Origin of the sequence: Photorhabdus noenieputensis (assembly GCF_018448935.1) — a bacterium.
GTDB lineage: Bacteria > Pseudomonadota > Gammaproteobacteria > Enterobacterales > Enterobacteriaceae > Photorhabdus > Photorhabdus noenieputensis.
In genome coordinates this window covers 15,781-32,269 of sequence record NZ_RCWC01000013.1, presented here as the reverse complement: position 1 = coordinate 32,269, position 16,489 = coordinate 15,781, and the positions used below count along the sequence as shown (strand labels likewise).

General features: G+C 44.1%; 19 protein-coding genes. 1 reads left to right on the top strand and 18 read right to left on the bottom strand.

What is annotated here, in order from left to right; genetic code table 11:
• The 16 genes from EAE91_RS10975 to EAE91_RS10900 form a co-directional block, all read right to left on the bottom strand.
• Positions 1 to 119: contact-dependent growth inhibition system immunity protein (locus EAE91_RS10975; RefSeq protein WP_280520278.1), on the bottom strand; the 119-nt coding region annotated here is incomplete at its 3' end.
• Between the two features lie 126 nt (positions 120 to 245).
• Entirely contained in the window at positions 246 to 539 is a 294-nt protein-coding gene (locus tag EAE91_RS10970; RefSeq protein ID WP_046396118.1) for a contact-dependent growth inhibition system immunity protein, read from the bottom strand.
• A gap of 16 nt (positions 540 to 555) precedes the next feature.
• Positions 556 to 1,425, bottom strand: a complete 870-nt coding sequence (locus tag EAE91_RS10965) for an RNase A-like domain-containing protein (protein ID WP_214088535.1) — start codon at positions 1,423 to 1,425, stop codon at positions 556 to 558.
• A gap of 2 nt (positions 1,426 to 1,427) precedes the next feature.
• Positions 1,428 to 1,907 carry an Hcp family type VI secretion system effector gene (locus EAE91_RS10960; protein ID WP_214088534.1) on the bottom strand — a complete coding sequence of 160 codons (480 nt, stop codon included), beginning with the start codon at positions 1,905 to 1,907 and terminating at the stop codon, positions 1,428 to 1,430.
• A gap of 265 nt (positions 1,908 to 2,172) precedes the next feature.
• Positions 2,173 to 2,484, bottom strand: coding sequence for a YjeO family protein (locus tag EAE91_RS10955; protein WP_214088533.1), 312 nt, complete (start codon positions 2,482 to 2,484; stop codon positions 2,173 to 2,175).
• A 313-nt stretch (positions 2,485 to 2,797) separates the two neighbouring features.
• Positions 2,798 to 3,688, bottom strand: a complete 891-nt coding sequence (hpaA, locus tag EAE91_RS10950) for a 4-hydroxyphenylacetate catabolism regulatory protein HpaA (RefSeq protein ID WP_214088532.1) — start codon at positions 3,686 to 3,688, stop codon at positions 2,798 to 2,800.
• Positions 3,689 to 3,712: 24 nt separating this feature from the next.
• Entirely contained in the window at positions 3,713 to 5,089 is a 1,377-nt protein-coding gene (hpaX, locus tag EAE91_RS10945; protein ID WP_214088531.1) for a 4-hydroxyphenylacetate permease, read from the bottom strand.
• A gap of 98 nt (positions 5,090 to 5,187) precedes the next feature.
• Positions 5,188 to 5,994, bottom strand: a complete 807-nt coding sequence (gene hpaI, locus EAE91_RS10940; protein ID WP_214088530.1) for a 4-hydroxy-2-oxoheptanedioate aldolase — start codon at positions 5,992 to 5,994, stop codon at positions 5,188 to 5,190.
• 11 nt (positions 5,995 to 6,005) lie between these two features.
• Positions 6,006 to 6,809 carry a 2-oxo-hept-4-ene-1,7-dioate hydratase gene (gene hpaH / locus EAE91_RS10935; RefSeq protein WP_214088529.1) on the bottom strand — a complete coding sequence of 268 codons (804 nt, stop codon included), beginning with the start codon at positions 6,807 to 6,809 and terminating at the stop codon, positions 6,006 to 6,008.
• A 4-nt stretch (positions 6,810 to 6,813) separates the two neighbouring features.
• Positions 6,814 to 8,286 (bottom strand): NAD-dependent succinate-semialdehyde dehydrogenase, encoded by a 1,473-nt coding sequence (locus EAE91_RS10930; RefSeq protein WP_214088528.1) that lies wholly within the window; start codon positions 8,284 to 8,286, stop codon positions 6,814 to 6,816.
• Complete coding sequence (locus EAE91_RS10925; RefSeq protein WP_214088527.1) at positions 8,276 to 9,505, bottom strand: Bcr/CflA family multidrug efflux MFS transporter; 1,230 nt, start codon at positions 9,503 to 9,505, stop codon at positions 8,276 to 8,278. Before EAE91_RS10925 ends, EAE91_RS10930 begins: the two co-directional genes overlap by 11 nt.
• 2 nt (positions 9,506 to 9,507) lie before the next feature.
• A complete protein-coding gene (locus tag EAE91_RS10920; protein WP_036779306.1) occupies positions 9,508 to 9,894 on the bottom strand; it encodes a 5-carboxymethyl-2-hydroxymuconate Delta-isomerase in 387 nt (128 codons plus the stop codon).
• Between the two features lie 3 nt (positions 9,895 to 9,897).
• Entirely contained in the window at positions 9,898 to 10,782 is an 885-nt protein-coding gene (gene hpaD / locus EAE91_RS10915; protein ID WP_214088526.1) for a 3,4-dihydroxyphenylacetate 2,3-dioxygenase, read from the bottom strand.
• Positions 10,783 to 10,846: 64 nt separating this feature from the next.
• Positions 10,847 to 12,313: a 5-carboxymethyl-2-hydroxymuconate semialdehyde dehydrogenase gene (gene hpaE / locus EAE91_RS10910; RefSeq protein WP_214088525.1), complete on the bottom strand. Its 1,467-nt coding sequence runs from the start codon at positions 12,311 to 12,313 to the stop codon at positions 10,847 to 10,849.
• Entirely contained in the window at positions 12,313 to 13,074 is a 762-nt protein-coding gene (locus tag EAE91_RS10905) for a fumarylacetoacetate hydrolase family protein (RefSeq protein ID WP_214088524.1), read from the bottom strand. The genes hpaE and EAE91_RS10905 overlap by 1 nt, the downstream gene beginning before the upstream one ends.
• Positions 13,071 to 13,703, bottom strand: coding sequence for a fumarylacetoacetate hydrolase family protein (locus tag EAE91_RS10900; RefSeq protein WP_214088523.1), 633 nt, complete (start codon positions 13,701 to 13,703; stop codon positions 13,071 to 13,073). The genes EAE91_RS10905 and EAE91_RS10900 overlap by 4 nt, the downstream gene beginning before the upstream one ends.
• Positions 13,704 to 14,089: 386 nt before the next feature.
• Here EAE91_RS10900 and hpaR point away from each other — a divergent pair, with 386 nt between their 5' ends.
• Positions 14,090 to 14,536 carry a homoprotocatechuate degradation operon regulator HpaR gene (gene hpaR / locus EAE91_RS10895; protein WP_214088522.1) on the top strand — a complete coding sequence of 149 codons (447 nt, stop codon included), beginning with the start codon at positions 14,090 to 14,092 and terminating at the stop codon, positions 14,534 to 14,536.
• Between the two features lie 76 nt (positions 14,537 to 14,612).
• Here the strand turns inward: hpaR and EAE91_RS10890 are convergent, their stop codons facing one another.
• Together EAE91_RS10890 and EAE91_RS10885 are read right to left on the bottom strand one after the other, a co-directional pair.
• Positions 14,613 to 15,356 (bottom strand): 4'-phosphopantetheinyl transferase family protein, encoded by a 744-nt coding sequence (locus EAE91_RS10890; protein ID WP_214088521.1) that lies wholly within the window; start codon positions 15,354 to 15,356, stop codon positions 14,613 to 14,615.
• Between the two features lie 45 nt (positions 15,357 to 15,401).
• Positions 15,402 to 16,424: a fimbrial protein gene (locus EAE91_RS10885; RefSeq protein ID WP_214088520.1), complete on the bottom strand. Its 1,023-nt coding sequence runs from the start codon at positions 16,422 to 16,424 to the stop codon at positions 15,402 to 15,404.
• Between the last annotated feature and the right edge of the window lie 65 nt (positions 16,425 to 16,489).

Sequence of the window (16,489 nt, the reverse complement as noted above, 5' to 3'; positions counted from 1 at the left end):
GTTGCGACATGAAGAAAATCATTGATAACATCATCAAGCTCGGGACCTGATATTATATCGAAGTCCTGATTAAAATAAGCATGCATTAAAATATCTAGAAATGGATATTGTCCGGTCATTTTAATTTTAGCCTTTCATATTATTGCGATCTCCTAGTAATCGAAATCAATAGAATTGCTTGAAATATATAAACTATTCTTATTGATTAAACTTCCTTGTTTGTTGTTGTCTGAAAAAACGTTTAATTATTCGTTTTTATCCAGATAATCTTTTGTTTTTTTTGATACATATTTTAGAAATTCAAATGCTGTGGTTTCCCATAATTTAGGGCAAAAGCTAGAACTATAATAGAGAGTTTGAAAGTCTTTCTCTATATTTTCTGAATTATGGATAAGAGACTCTATTTCTTCTATTAGCTCTTTTTTCATTGCTTCATTCGTGGTATCAAGATAGTCATTTATGACATCATCAAGCTCAGGGCCAGATATTATGTCATAGTCTTGATTGAAATAAGCAAACATTAAGCGATTTAGTTCCATTTTTTTTCCTAAGATATTAATATGCGGGAAACGCTGTTAATATATAATATAGTTTACCATTAAATTCGGAATGAGTTAAAACTATTCTAACTTTATATAATTTTTGTATGTCTTGGGAACCATTAACAATGCCAAAACCAACAGGTGTACTTGAAGCATATTCTATCTCTTCTTTTACTCCTTTTGGAGTATATTTTAGCAAGGTGGTTATTTTTATCTGATTATTTTTTAAGGCTTTTGAAATCACTTTCTCTGCCACATCTTGATTATAAAATGTGCTTGCTTCTTTTAATCTCCCTTTACTATTTAGTATCCTAGCCCTCAACTCCTGCTCCGATAACCCAACATGTTTAGCCAAAGTATGTCCACCCGGTTTTAAACCTGTAGGCGATTCATGTTCAATTAACTTAATTCGTCCTACTCGTACAGAGGCAACTCTAACAGCGCCCGCTATTGAAGCAAATGACAATGGTACAGCAATATCGACAGTAAGCCCTATTTCAGAAGCGGTGTAATCATCAGCCCCAAATTCTTTTGCTAAATTTACCGCCTCGCGATAAGTTTCCGTCGTGGTTTCTCTGCCGGTAATTACTTGACTGGCAGAAGCATTCATTACATCAAGACTGTGCGCACCGATAATAACGCAGGCAGTTTTGGTTAGGGTTGAAGGATCGGGTGCCAGACAAAGAGCGCCAGCGCCAATCAGTTCAACGACTCCTGCCGCTAAACCCGCTCCACCTAATATTCTGTTACTCCAAGTCTCTTCCTCGGTAATGGTATTATCCGACAGGACCGCCGCAAGTTGCACAGGTGATAAAACAATTCGTAATCCATTCTCAGATTCTGAATCAACGGGAGTATCAGTTAAATAAGTGGCATTATTCATCGTCAATAAATCCTGTCATCCCAGAAGCTATAAGAACCGGTTGAACAAGCAAGATTGTTCCACGTGATATCTTTGTAAGTAAAACAGATGATTTCCTGTGGTACGCTGGCATTACTGTCTCTGGAATGCGGATAATTGCTTTTTATGCTGGATATCGAGGCATGGCCTAGCCTGATAGAATAGTTTTTTTCTAATCCTCCGGTTAGTGATGTGCGATAGTTTTCAAATAAACATTCCAGCTCTTCATTATCATCGAAGCTTCGCGCCAATAAAGGCGAAGATTTATCGATGGGTTTTACTACCATAACCGGATGATGGGATACGTGTTGTTCCCTTGTCATTAAATGTTGAAGCGAGTAAATAAAAATCTCATTCTCATGGCCGTGCTGGTAATTATTACCTATGGAGTTTAAGGAGCCGCAGCCAGCGGAGATCAGTCCCTGTTTTTTGCCTTTCAATGTTAAATAAATGATATTTGCCATACTGGTTGATCCTCTAATGTGCTCTTTATTTATCCTGCGGTAGGGTGTGGGCAAAAAGCAATCAAAAATTTATAAATTTAAGATAATTTACATTTGTAAGAGGATTAAATTTATAAAACCTGAATACTTAGAAATAGGGCATCAAAGTATTAAGAGGGATTTAAAAATCTGGGCTGTGCAGATGGCATGTTTGTGACAATTGCATAGAGTGAATTGACATTCAGGTAGCTACTTAGTAGCTGCTACCTGAATGTTTGAAATTATTCTAAGTGCATACGATTAATCTGACAAAAAAACGCCATATCCAGTATCCTAGCAAAACGAAAGTAATGACATTAAGAGAGAGTGATTTGAATCTTTTTTTTGCAGTTGCATAAATTAAAGGGGACATAATCAGTAAACATGTCGGAGCAAATACATCACGATTATCATCTATCAGCTCTTTGTAAACAATACAGAGATTATTTATATCCCGGCCACCGATATAATACTCTTCTTCTAAATATGACATCATATATATGAATAACGCACAAAAGATAGCATAAGTGATATTGAAGGTAATGGCTGATTTTCTCATTCTGAAATTCTCATGATTATATGAAGTCTATGACATCAAAAGGTGGGAATCCGAATTCGCCTGCCATATAGTAAGGATTTTGCATATGTTGTGTTTCCTTTTCTTAAATAAATTTATTTTTATCGGCACTCCGATTGCCATCATTTATCCTTCAAAAAGCTCCAGTGAGTTACAGAGTCTCAGTATATTCGGAATTTTAATTCTTGGAAGAGGTTTTGTAATAAAAGTGAGTCAGTTTAGCACGAATTAATAGCACGAGATTTGTGGAACGAGCAGAATAAAATGCCGGGCTTGGTATAATTAGCATGGATATTTATTTTTCGTGAATATTTCTTTCTCGCCAATAACTAGGTGAGCAGCCAACTAATCGATTAAAAAAGCGGGCAAAATAGGCTGGATCTTTAAATCCGAGTTGATAAGCAACTTCAAATACGGGGCAATCACTGAATAATAATAGCCGTTTGGCTTCACGCAGTTGACGGTCGAAGATGAGCCGTTTTGGTGGACGATTGGTAAATCGACGACACATATCTTTTAATCGTGATTCTGTAATACCTAACTTATGGGCATATTCCGGTACGGGAAGATGATGATGATAATGATTGTCTATTAATTGGTTAAAGCGCTGAAATAATTTAATTTCTCCGCGCACGCCATTAATCGGGTGATCATCAAGAGGAATATTGCGTAATAACAGTGTAAATATAGCTTGTGCCAGGAATGTCAGTGATTGTTCTCGACCAATAAAGTTATTAGATGATTCGCGGGCGATTAACGCCCAATAGTGATTAAAAGCGGCTAGCTCTTCCGGTTTATCGGAGACAGATAAGCAAATAGCCGGAATATCAAGAATATCTTTATTAGCCGGATAGAGCGATTCCAATAACGGTAATATCAGATCTTGCCGTACAGTAAGGACATATCCGTCACTGTCATCTTGAGTGAAAAAAGCGTGGGGAACGGAGGGCGGAGTCAGGATAAACAGCGGTGCTTGTACAGAATAGTGTTGAGCATCCAACTGTAATTCAATATGGCCGGTGATCAAAAAATGAAGTTGGAAGAAACCATCGTGACGATGAGCTTGCATATTACGACCAAAAAATGCCGCCATTCGGCCAAAGGTCTGATAATGCACATCATCAGTGCCTTGGGTTTCATCATAATCCTTGCTGATATCAATGTTGGCAATGATAGGTTCAGCCATGATGGTTTTTCCTTTTTATTGAAATTACTGCGCTGTTCTCTGTCTGGCGTGTTTCATCGGGATCAGCCAGATAATGGCTGCGCCAATGACCAGTAACCCGGCAACGAAATAGAGACCGGTATTAAAGCTTCCTGTCTGATCTTTCAACCAGCCGATTAATAACGGGCTGAGTGCTGAACCTATGTTGCCTGTAGCGCTAATCACCGCAATACCGATCGCTCTTGCGCGTAAGCTGATAGCTTGATCTGGCGTGGTCCAGAAGACCGCCATTGCGGTAAATGAACCGGTTGAAGCCATAATAATCCCAATGAGCTGAATGACGCTGTGGTTGGTCAATGAAGTCAATATCCAGCCCACAGCGGCGAACAGATAGGGTAGCGCCGTATGCGTTTTACGTTCTTGTAACCGGTCTGAACGGCGACTCCAGTAAACCATCCCGATGATGGTGCAAAACTGGGGAATGGCGGTCAGAATGCCGATCATGATGTTACTGCTGCCCTGATTGAAGCTTTGCACAATCTGTGGCGTCCAGATATTAATCGCACTCAAGGTATTGGTTAGACAGAAGTAAGCCAGGGTATACATCAGCATGATCGGTGCGAAAATTTCACGCCATATACTGCGTTTTGGCATTGCCTGATGAGTTGATGAACTTGCCGGTTGAACCTGATCGGGCTGGTCGTTATCCATCATCTCTTGTAAGCATTTTTTATCCTCATCTGTCAGCCAGTTAGCGCGTTTTGGCGAATCATCAAGATAGAACCAAACGACAATTCCCAGTAGCACCGAAGGAAAACCTTCCAGCAGAAATAACCATTGCCAGCCATGAAGGTTCAGGAGGCCATCCATTTCCAGAATATAACCGGAAGCCAGAGAACCAAACGCCATAGTTACCGGCATTGCCACCATAAACAGCGCGTTGGCGCGGGCGCGATAGTAAGCCGGGAACCAGTAAGTCAGATACAACAGGATACCCGGCACGAAACCTGCTTCGGCGATACCGACCAGCATACGTAAGATATACAAGCTGGTTGGTCCGGTGGCGAACATGGTGGCGGTGGAGGAGATCCCCCAAAGCACCATAATCGTGGCTATCCAGCGTCGTGCCCCGACAATACTGAGCATGATATTGCTAGGAATACCGAAAATGACATAAGTGGCATAGAACAACGTTGCCGCCAGACCGAACATGGTTGCGTTCAGTCCAAGATCTTTACCCATTGTCAGGCCGGCAAACCCGATATTGATTCGATCCAGAAACGAAAATACAAATAAGACGAATAGGAAAATAATCAGGCGACGGAATAGTTTGTTAATGACGGATTGCTGTTGTGCCGTGAGTTGCTTATGTTGAGCAGCGGGATTGCCCGGCTGTTGCGCAGCGGTTGATGAATCGCTCATTGTCATTTTCCTTAATTGCTTTTTTATTTGTATTACATGGTCATGGCAAATCAAAAGGTTATCGGGTAAATCGGTTGTTAATGTTGTACTGGTTGAGATTAATAAACATCAGATAAAGGCGCTGCCGGAGAGTCTTTATTCGCATTAAATCTTGCCGCTAGCGCTTCGGCTGTACGAGCCAATAAAGTGGTGTCGATACCAACAGCAACGAATAGGGCACCGAGTTTCAGGTAATGCTCGGCAACATTGGGTGCTGACATCAGAATGCCCGGCGCTTTACCCGCCGCTTTGATTTGGGCGATTGCCTGCTCAATTGCGGCTTTCACTTCAGGATGTTGCGGATTATCGGTAAATCCCATATCGGAACTCAGATCCGCCGGACCGATAAAGACACCATCCACACCCTCTACTTTGAGGATTTCCGGCAGGTTACGGAGTGCTTCACGGGTTTCTACCTGAACCAGAACGCAAATTTCATCGTTGGCACGATGGAGATAATTGGGAATTCTGTTCCAGTGAGAAGCTCTTGCCAGAGCGCTACCTACACCACGGATACCCTCTGGTGGATAACGGGTTGCGCGGACTGCTTCATACGCCTGTTCAGCGTTTTGTATCATGGGGATTAATAAAGTTTGGGCACCGATATCCAGTAGTTGTTTAATGATGACCAGATCATTCCAAGGCGGGCGCACAATGGGATGACTTGGATAAGGGGCGATGGCTTGCAATTGGCTTAAGATCGTCTGAACATCGTTCGGTGCATGTTCGCCATCAATAAGTAGCCAGTCGAAACCGGCTCCGGCCACTAATTCCGCACTGTAGGGGTTACAAAGCCCCAACCATAGACCGATTTGTGGCTGGCCTGCTTTTAATGCTTGTTTAAATGTATTGGTTAACCGATCCATATTTTTCCTCCTTAAACAAAACGGCAACTGATAGCACCGAGGGGGCCGTAATCCACGTGGAAGGTATCCCCTTTATTGGCTGGAACCGGGCGGGTAAAAGAGCCGCTGAGAATGATTTGTCCTGCCTCAAGCTGAACACCATGTGGAGCCAGCTTGTTTGCCAACCATGCGACACCATTAGCCGGATGATTGAGTACCGCCGCCGCGACACCGGATTCTTCAATCACGCCATTGCGATAGAGCAGGGCGCTGATCCAGCGCAGATCAAACTGATCGGGTTTAATCGGACGGCCGCCCATGATGACGCCGCCGTTGGCGGCATTGTCAGAAATCGTATCGAACACTTTGCGTGGACGCTTGGTTTCCGGATCGATGTTATGGCAACGGGCGTCGATCAATTCCAACGCTGGAATGATGTAGTCGGTTGCATTGTAAACATCAAACAGTGTGCAGTTCGGGCCACGTAAAGGTTTTGCCAGGATAAATGCCAGTTCGACCTCAATACGGGGCACAATAAAGCGATCGCATGGAATATCACTGCCATCAGGAAAAAACATATCGTCCAGCAGAGCGCCGTAGTCCGGCTCGCTGATTTGTGAACTGGCTTGCATAGCTTTTGAGGTCAGGCCAATTTTATGGCCTTTGAGTACCCGACCTTCGGCAATTTTCAACTCCACCCAGTGACGCTGAATAGCATAAGCATCATCGATGGTGATTTCAGGATAATCCAATGAGATCTGGCGTATTTGTTCACGGCTTTTTTCTGCCTGTTGCAGACGATGTGCAACCTGTGATACGACTTCTTTCTGTAACATGTGGTTAAACTCCTGTGTCCTCGATGCCGCCAAAGCAGAGGTATTTCACTTCCAGATAATCTTCGATGCCGTAACGTGAACCTTCACGTCCCAGGCCCGATTGTTTAATACCGCCAAATGGGGCAACTTCATTAGAGATCAAACCTTCATTGATCCCGACCATGCCGCTTTCCAGCGCTTCTGCCACACGGTAGATCCGGCCGATATCGCGGGAATAAAAATAAGCCGCCAGACCAAATTCAGTATCATTTGCCAGATGGATGGCTTCTGCCTCATCACGGAATTTGAACAGTGGCGCGATAGGCCCGAATGTTTCTTCTTGGGAGATAAGCATGGATTCGTTGACATCAGCCAGTACGGTAGGTTCGAAGAACAGGCCGCCCAGAGCGTGTGGTTTACCCCCTGCTAATATGCGTGCGCCGCGGGAAATAGCGTCACTAATGTGTTCCTCGACTTTATCGACGGCGGCTTGATTGATCAGTGGGCCTTGTTGTGATTTAGCGTCGCTGGCCGGGCCAACCTGCAACCGATTAACGGCTTGTGCCAGACGTTCGGCGAAGGCGTCATAAATGGTTTCCTGAACCAAAATTCGGTTAGCGCAAACACAGGTTTGACCGCTGTTGCGGAATTTAGCTATTAACGCCCCTTGTACAGCAGCATCAATATCGGCATCGTCAAAAACGATAAATGGCGCATTGCCGCCCAATTCCAACGATAGCTTTTTCACGGTATCGGCGCTTTGTGCCATCAATAACTTGCCGACGCGGGTTGAGCCGGTAAAAGAGAGTTTGCGAACAATCGGGCTTTGGGTCAAAACACCACCGATGGTTTTTGCATCGACGCCAGTCACCACATTGAATACCCCGGCGGGAATACCGGCTTGCTCCGCTAGTACAGCCAGAGCCAGAGCTGAAAGTGGGGTTTCTGAGGCGGGTTTTAGGATCACCGTGCAGCCCGCGGCCAGAGCAGGGCCAACCTTGCGGGTAATCATGGCATTGGGGAAGTTCCACGGTGTGATGGCCGCCACAACGCCGATAGGTTGTTTGATTGTGATGATCCGTCGGCCTGGCATCGGGCTTGGAATAGTTTCACCGTAGGTGCGTTTACCTTCTTCCGCAAACCATTCGATGAAACTGGCACCATAAGCGATCTCGCCCATAGCTTCTGCCTGTGACTTTCCTTGTTCCCGGCTTAACAATTCAGCCAGTGCCGGTTGATTTGCCATCATTAACTGAAACCAACGTTGCAGAATCTGGCTGCGTTGTTTGGCTGTCATTGCTTTCCAGGCAGGCAGGGCTTGTTGAGCGGCTTCAATTGCGCGTTCTGTTTCAGCCGCACCCATATTACTGACATGGGCAATAACTTCACCATTTGCCGGGTTAGTCACCTTAAACGTTGCTTGGTTGTCGGCATCAACCCACTGCCCGCTGATATAAGCTTGTTGACGCAGTAATTCTGTATTTACATTATTTGTCATGATTTTTTTCTCCTAAAGACACTTGTGTGAGAGGTTTTCGCTGGTAGAAAGTTACTAGCTGCTGGCATAACCAACACAATCCAGCGCAAACTGCCATCACAAAGGCCATAGCAAAAGGGGTTTCATCTTGTAGTAAAGAGACGGCGACACTGGCGACTGCTGCCATACCGAATTGTGCAGAAATAGCGAGCGCACTGGCGCTACCGGCAAGTTGACCGCGATGTTGAAGTAATAAAGAGAGGCTGTTAGTACCAATGGCATTAACCAGCGAGATAAATAGTACGACCAAAATGACGACTACAGTCAGACTTTGCTGATAAAAGATAACCAGTAAGATGCCAAACAGTAATTGGGCACTGGTTTGGATAAATAACAGACGAGAAATATCGTAGACTTTTAGTAAACGGACATTGAGTAGCACTATTGCCATCATGCCTAGGGCATTACAGGCGAACAGTAAGCCGTAGTAATTCGCCGGAACCTGAAAATAATTGATATAGACAAAAGGGGAACCACTGATAAATGCGAACATGGCGGCGCAAGTGAATGCCAATGTGCCGATAGTTGCCATAGCTTCACCGTCAGTCAGTAACTTGCCGTAATTTTTAAACGCGGTGATAAGTTTTCCATTGTTACTCTGAGCGGGCAGCGTTTCTGGCAAGAAAAATAGTAATAATATTCCACTGATACAACCGAACAGGCTCAATAGCGTAAATATGGCTTGCCAATTGAAATAGGTTAACAAGAAGCCACCGAGTAATGGAGCGATAAGTGGCGCTATCATGGTCACTAAAGTCATGAGTGACAGCACGCGTGGTAATTCCTGTGGGCTATAGATATCACGGGCGATAGCTCTGCCCATGACCACCGCGGCACCGCTGCCAAATGCCTGTAATGCACGCAGTAAAATCAGGTGTTCAACTTGTGTCACCAAGGTACACAACGCACTGGCAACGACAAATAATGCGATACCACTGAGCAGCAGTTTTCTGCGCCCTAAATGGTCGCTCAGTGGGCCGTATAACAGCATGCCAATACAGAAACCGGCGAAAAATACGCCTAAGGTATGTTGCATCTGCCCTTGTGTTGCCTGTAGTTGCCTTGCCATTTCCGGCAAGGCTGGCAGGTACATATCAATCGACAGAGGCCCGAAGGCCACCAGCGCACCTAATAAAGGGATTAACCAACGAGGAGGATGCTGATGAAACGATTTCGGCATCACTACTCCTTACGAAACAAGGCGTGGACGTTGTTTTGTTTGTAGTTCAAGACCGGATCTAATTCTTCCATCGTAAAAGAGAGAGCAAGGTAACGTTGCGCCATCAGCGAGGCAAAATGTTGTTTGATCAGGGGGAACAGTATCTCACCAACCTGCTGACGGCTTTCAAGGCTGCGTCCTGCGCCGATTTTTAGTGTCATATGGACGAATGCATAATCGTGTTTACCGTCGGCCATTTGCCAGGTATCCAGCCAAATGGCGCGGCTACGTATGCCGCCTAATGGGAAAATGCCGGTATCTGCCAGCGCCTGATTCACTTTGGCAAACAACTCTGGCAAATTGGCTTGTTCGCGGATATTTTCTGTACATTCAGCATAAAAATGTGGCATAGGTTACTCCAAATCAGGGGATAGACTGTTGGTGATGTAATCAGGTAGCGGGAATACGGCGTTGACTTGCCCAGTACCGGAACTGGCAAACAGTTCAGTCAGAAATTCCACTTTACCGTCATATTTATCCCAACCGAGTAGACCTAATAGCATCACCGTGTCGTGCATATTGCCTTCGCCATAACAATAATCTGCATATTCCGGCAGCATCTTGCAGAATTGTTTGAATTTGCCCTCTTTCCAGAGCTGAACTACCCGATGATCCATCTGTTCATCGAATTCTCGGGTGTAGCTGTTCATGCCCTCTTCAGCGCGTTGATCATCAATAAAGCGGTGAGAAAGGGAACCGCTGGCGAGTACAGCAACGGTACCGTCATATTTCTCAATCGCTTTCAGAATCGCTTCCCCAAGACGACGACTATCTTCAAAAGCATGGACAGTACAGAATGCGGAGACAGAGACAACTTTAAAATGCCGGTCACTGTTCATGTAACGCATCGGTACCAGCGTGCCGTACTCCAGTTTCAGGCTTGGGATTTCATGCGCTTGAGCGCGAACGCCGACATTGCGCGCCTCTTCTGCGATCATTTGTCCCAATTCAGGATTGCCGTCATATTCATAACTCATATCCCGGATAAAGTGGGGTAATTCATTACTGGTGTAAATGCCGGAGAAATGGTCGGCGCAATTGATGTGATAGGCACTATTCACCAGCCAGTGCGTATCAAACACAATAATGGTATCGACACCCATTTCGCGGCAACGGCGGCTAATCTCTTTGTGACCGTCAATAGCTCCCTGACGGCAACCGTGATGTTTCCCCGGTAGTTCAGACAGATACATGGATGGCACATGTGTAATTTTGGCTGCTAACGCTAACTTACCCATAAAATCCTCATTTGATATCAGGACGGCGAACCGGAATTCGCCGTGGTTAACGCTGATGAAACGGTTATATCCCCCAACGCGGAATTGGGTGATTTCCCATAGAGATACAGACGTTTTTCATCTCAGCAAACACTTCAAAGCTGTATTCACCGCCTTCACGGCCGGTGCCGGAGGCTTTCACGCCGCCGAATGGTTGACGCAGGTCGCGGACGTTCTGGGTGTTGACGAATACCATGCCGGCTTCGATATTACGGGACAGACGCAATACTTTGCTGACATCCTGCGTCCAGATATAAGAAGCCAAACCGTACTCCACATCATTTGCCAGACGCAGACCTTCTGCTTCATCTTTGAATGGCAGCAGGCAGGCGACAGGGCCGAAGATCTCCTCCTGAGCAACTCGCATACGGTTATCAACATCCGCCAGAACCGTTGGGCGTAGGAAATGGCCATCTTTTAGGTGTGCCGGTAAATCAATCGGTTTATCTGGGCCGCCTGCCAACAACGTTGCGCCTTCTTCTATTCCCAGGCGGATATAACCGGAGACTTTCTCCCAATGCGGTTTGCTGATGAGTGCGCCGATCTGAGTGTTTGGATCTTGTGGATCACCCACCCGTAAACGATTAGCGCGTTCAGCAAAACGTTTAATAAACTCAGGGTAGATACTTTCCTGAATAAAAATACGTGAACCTGCGGTACAACGTTCACCGTTGATAGAAAAAATGGTGAACAGAGCGGCATCCAGTGCTCGCTCAATATCCGCGTCTTCAAAGATCAGAACTGGAGATTTTCCTCCTAGCTCCATTGAATATTTTTTCAGGCCGGCATTTTTCATAATCTGACGACCGGTCACTGTGCCGCCGGTAAACGAAACCGCGCGTACATCGTGATGTTTCACCAGCGCGTCACCGGCGGTAGCACCATATCCCTGAACCACATTCAACACACCGGCAGGGATACCGGCTTCTAGTGCCAATTCTCCTAAACGGTTTGCGGTTAATGGGGAAAGTTCTGACATTTTCAGCACCGCGGTGTTACCTAGCGCTAAACAGGGGGCAACCTTCCAGGTAGCGGTCATAAATGGCACGTTCCACGGAGAAATCAGCGCACAAACGCCAACGGGTTGCACCAGTGTGTAGTTGAGCATCTTGTCATCAACGGGATAGGTATGACCGTTCATTTGCTGACAAATTTCAGCAAAGAAGTTGAAGTTGTGAGAAGCGCGTGGGATCAGGACATTTTGTGTTTGATGAATGGGCAGACCGGTATCTTTGGTTTCCATTGCGGCGATTTCAGGCACATTCTCATCGATCAAATCACCCAAACGGCGCATCAGGCGTGCACGCTCTTTCATCGGCAGATCTGCCCATTTGGGGAATGCCTCCTTTGCGGCGGCGACGGCTTGATCAATCTCTTCCTGACCACCGGCAGCGACTTCAGCCAACACTTCGCCGGTAGCAGGATTGGTGGTTTCAAAATAGGTTTTACTGCTGACGTTTTTGCCGTTGATCCAATGGTTAATTATGGTCATTACAGACTCTCCTCATACTCTTGCTGGCTGACAATACGGTTAACCAGACGCCCAACACCTTCAACTTCAACAATAACTTCATCTCCCGGTACCACATCGGATAACCCTTTTGGCGTACCGGTGGCGATCATGTCTCCCGGTTGCAACGTCATAAAGTCGCTTAGATAAGCGATCAAGAACGGAATATTGAAGATCAGATCAGCGGTTGTACCGCGTTGACGCAATTCACCATTAACCCAGGTGCTTAATGTCAGATTATGCGGATCGGGTACATCTTCTTTATCGATGAACCACGGACCGATCGGAGTCAATGTATCGCGGCTTTTTACCCGGAGATTAGGGCGATAGTAGTTTTCCAGATAGTCACGGATGGCGTAATCGTTACAGACGGTGTATCCGGCAACGTAATCCATAGCATGCTCTTTGGCGACTTTGTGGGCGGTTTTGCCGATGACAACAACCAGCTCGGCTTCATAATGCATATATTCCACATTATCAGGGCGAACGGAAACCTGACGATGACCGGTCAGGGTATTGGCGGCCTTGATAAAAACCAGTGGTTCTTGGGGGGGCTTAAATTCCAGCTCAGTGGCGTGATCGGCATAATTCAAACCGAGGGCAAACAGGGTGCCGTTTGCAGGTGGCAACCACTGAACAGATTCGCCGCTGATTTTGCTGCCGTCTGGCAGGCAGACATTTTCCTGTTCATCGACAGTAACGATCAAATCGCAACCTTGATAGTGAATTCTTGCGTGTTTCATGCTTCTTCTCCCGCTTGCACAACCTGATTTTCCAGTGATGGGAAACCTGCTGCCCGAATAACAACTTTATTGCCCGGTTTGATAGCAACACGTTGGTGTGGAGTCCCAAGCAGGATCACATCTCCTTCTTTGAGGGTTGCGAAATCACTTAATGCTGCAACTAATTCCGTGGCTGAACGCACCAGATCGGTTGTTGACCAGCGATCGACTTCCTGACCATTGATTTCGGTAATGATATCTAACGCATCAATTGATTCAGGATGAGTCATTTGGCCTATAGGGCAAAAACCATCGCGGCACTTAGCTTTTATTGCCGGACGATAGAAAGCGGTTTCAGGCAGGCTGACTTCATTAGCTAATGCATAACCTGCGATATATTCGGCCGCATTTTCAATGGCAACTTTGCGGGCGGTTTTACCTATTATTAATGCCAGAGTTGCACCACTTTGAACCTCTTCACCTACAGGATGGGGAATCGCTTCACCGGAGGTGATAACGGTATTCCGTGGTTTAATAAACCACACCGGTGTTTTAGGTAAGGTGTTATAAGGTGCTTGCTGAAATGAGTCATGCCAGCAATCTACCTGGCTCTGATGGTTGAGGGCTACGGCGAAGACAGTGCCTTTCATTAACGATTCCTCATGAACTTAAACGGGTGGTTTTAAGATGCATTTATTAATATATTAATAAACCACAAGACGCACTGTTGCAATATGTTAATGTGTTTGTTAATTTTAATTGTGATCTCAGTAACAATATCTCTGCTAAATTTATTTTTTATCATTATTAATCAGTATGTTAATCTTTTTGTGAGTAAAGTGATTGCTCCTGTATTAACCTTTTATTAACCTGATTTTCAGAGTTTATTTTTGTTTACTTATTAATATTTTTATGATTTTTTCTTTGTGGTTGACTGAGGGACGTGCTAGTCTTTTTTATTGTGGTTATAGAGTGAGATAATACTTTCAACAGAGAGTAAATCAGTGATTAACTAAAATAAGAGCCTTCATTACCCATGCATGAATCTCTGACAATTGCATTACTTCAGGCGCGAGAAACCGCGATGGGTTTTTTTCGCCCAATCCTTAAGAGTCATAATTTGACTGAACAGCAGTGGCGTATTATCCGTGTACTGTCTGATAATCGGTCGATTGATTTTTATGATTTATCTTGCCAGACCTGTATTCTTCGCCCAAGTTTGACTGGGATATTGACTCGCATGGAGCGTGATGGCTTGATCTTTCGTCTTAAACCGATGAATGACCAGCGCAAACTTTATGTTTCTTTAACACCGGATGGTCAGAAACTTTATGAAAAGGCGAAAGAGCAGGTGGAGCAGGGATATCAGGCTATTGAAAAAGCCTTTTCGCCGGAAAAATTGGTTCAGCTTTCAGCTTTGTTGGAGGAATTAATTGCTGTGGGCAATAACTCACTGATAAATACAGAAAAGGATATTAAGTAAATAGCATCTTTATTGAAAATGATGGTAATGAATAATAGTGAAATTGCTGAGCAAAATCAGCAATTATCAGTTTTAGCTATTGAATAATTAGCGTTAATATTTCCTGTGGGTAGATAATAAATTGCCCACGAAATATTGTACCTGTTGGGTAATGATCGGTGAGAGTTTCCCGCAACACTAATGTTATTTCATTATTTTCCAGGGATAGGGCAGTAATTTCAGCCGCTTCAAAGCCAAAGAACCGTTTTACTTGTGGATAAAGTGCTTTATACAAACTCTCTTTTACCGAAAAGGCAAGGGTAAATGCTTGTTCAAGTGGTAAATGACAATGTTTCAGAAGTTGAATTTCCCTGTCATTCACAATCATTTTTGTGATTTCATCCATATTTTGACGATCGACGATAGCTTCTACATCAACACCAATTAATCGGTTATGAGTTTGCGGTGCAGCCAACACAATTGCACAATAAGTTGAATGAGAAACAGAACCGCAAATACCTGTCGGCCAGATTGGAGCGCGATCATGACCAGAGGTCAAATTAAATTCCGGTTGCCCGAATTGCGCTAAAAGTTGTCTGGCGCAATAGCGTGCCGCCAGATATTCAGCCCGCCGCTTCTTGACGGCTTTAGTTAATGTGTCAGGGAAGGGGAGATTTAATTGATTGAACAATTCATCGTGATAATGTGAAAGTTCAAAACGAGCTTGCCAGAAATGCACTTGAGGATATTTAATAACCGTTCCATACTCGATTTGAGTCATAAATCTACTGCCATGTTTGGGCAGTGATGCTTGATTGGCGTGTATAACTGTTTGTTCCATGTTGATTACCCAGATAAGAGAATGCTACACAGTCTATACTTAATATCACTCATATTGAACGGTAAAATGTGCTATTGCGTTAGCTTTTCCACCTGTTATTCTATCACCGGTTTGGTAATAGCGGGCAGTGAAAGGTAAATTATAACGAGAATCCCTGTTAGAATAACCGACAACAAATGGTTTCCCAATAGGAACAGGCGTTCCCATATATAAGATTTGCACACCAACCCCTTTTGCTGTATTTGTTGCATTAGCTCTGTTTAATTGAATAATACTCTCTGGTGCGCCACTGATTGTTCTTGCTGAAAATGTAATTGTAGGTTTAATTTTTTCTGTACATTCAATACCGATATTAAAATCAGCATGACCAGCAGTTGTTCCTTTTCCTTTAAATAAATAACTGGGAATATTACCAAAATCTACTTTCGGTGTTGAGGCTGTTGTCATACAGCCAGTAGCCTTAAATCTATATAAACCTGAATGCCTTATTGATATTAAGTTTGTACTTCTTCTCCCTAATGCTACTAATTTAAACATTATGCCATTAGAGAATGTTTTTGGTATATCAATTGCTCCTGTTTTATAAAGATAGATACTAATACCGCCTATATCTTCCCAGGTAATGTTTCTTCTTGTTCCCAGATTATATGAGTAATTAGAACCATCTGTTTGAGGATATCCTTTGTCACCGATTTCTCCCCCTGAGATAGTAAAATATAAGTATAACCTATTTGGGATTATCTCTAATCCTCCTGAACCATGTGGAGTTTTAATTGATTTTACTCCGTGGAGAACACTGTCACCAAACATTAGTGATACATTGTCTTCATCACATGAAAAAATCGGGTCTTTTACACTAATACCCATTTCATTAGCTATCTGGGCAGCACTGAAAGTTGTTACATAAATACTTTTCGTATTATCTGTATTAAAACTCAGTTTAAAATTATTTAAATTAAATGCTAAGTTGGCAATTTTTGCTTTTGGGGCTAATTCACAGTCAGCGTATGAATTATAGCTACTTAGTAAAAATAGAGGATAAATTAATAACCATAAATATCGTTTCATATATATTCCTGTTGATATACCCGTCATCTTTCAAGTTGCTTCTTTGTTGGCTGCACTCGCTCACC